Origin of the sequence: Mesorhizobium sp. Cs1299R1N1 (assembly GCF_037179655.1) — a bacterium.
GTDB lineage: Bacteria > Pseudomonadota > Alphaproteobacteria > Rhizobiales > Rhizobiaceae > Mesorhizobium > Mesorhizobium salmacidum.
On record NZ_JAPYKR010000103.1, the window covers coordinates 1 to 684 of the forward strand.

The following is a 684-nucleotide window of genomic DNA, read 5'->3' on the forward strand; positions in this document are numbered from 1 at the left end:
TCGATCCGCGTCACTATCGCGTCGATCTTGGCCGGGCGCCGCTGCTGCGGTTCGTGATCGCGCGCGAGCCCGGCAGCGGGCGCTGGCTGCTTTTGGAGCTGCTGCATCATTTGATCGGGGATCACACCACATCGGAGCTTATGCATGCCGAGGTGCGGACCGTGCTGGAGGGACGCGAGGATGAGCTGATAGAACCACAGCCGTTCCGCAATCTGGTGGCGCAGGCGCGCCTGGGTGTCGATGCAAAGGCACATCAAGAGTTCTTCCGGGCGATGCTGGCCGACATCGACGAGCCGACGATGCCGTTCGGGCTGAGCGAGGTGCATGGCGACGGCAGCGGGGTCGGCGAGGCGCATCGGATGCTGCCGCGGGCGCTCAACGATCGGCTGCGGGCTCAGGCGCGGCGGCTGGGGGTGAGCCTGGCAAGCCTGTGCCATCTGGCCTGGGGTCAGGTGGTGGCGCGCGGCAGCGGTCGAGAACAGGTGGTGTTCGGCACGGTGCTGTTCGGCCGCATGCATGGAGGCCCCGGCGCCGACCGTGCGCTCGGGCTGTTCATGAACACCTTGCCTGTGCGGCTTGACCTGGACGGCACCGGGGTCGCGGCGAGCGTGCGCAGCACCCATGCACGGCTTTCCGAACTGCTGGCGCACGAGCATGCCTCGCTGGCGCTGGCGCAACGCTGCA

The 684-nt window shown here is 68.3% G+C and carries 1 protein-coding gene; it reads left to right on the top strand.

The window, feature by feature from the left end; genetic code table 11:
* Nucleotides 1-684: condensation domain-containing protein (locus O7A70_RS33900; RefSeq protein ID WP_337144218.1), on the top strand; the 684-nt coding region annotated here is incomplete at both ends.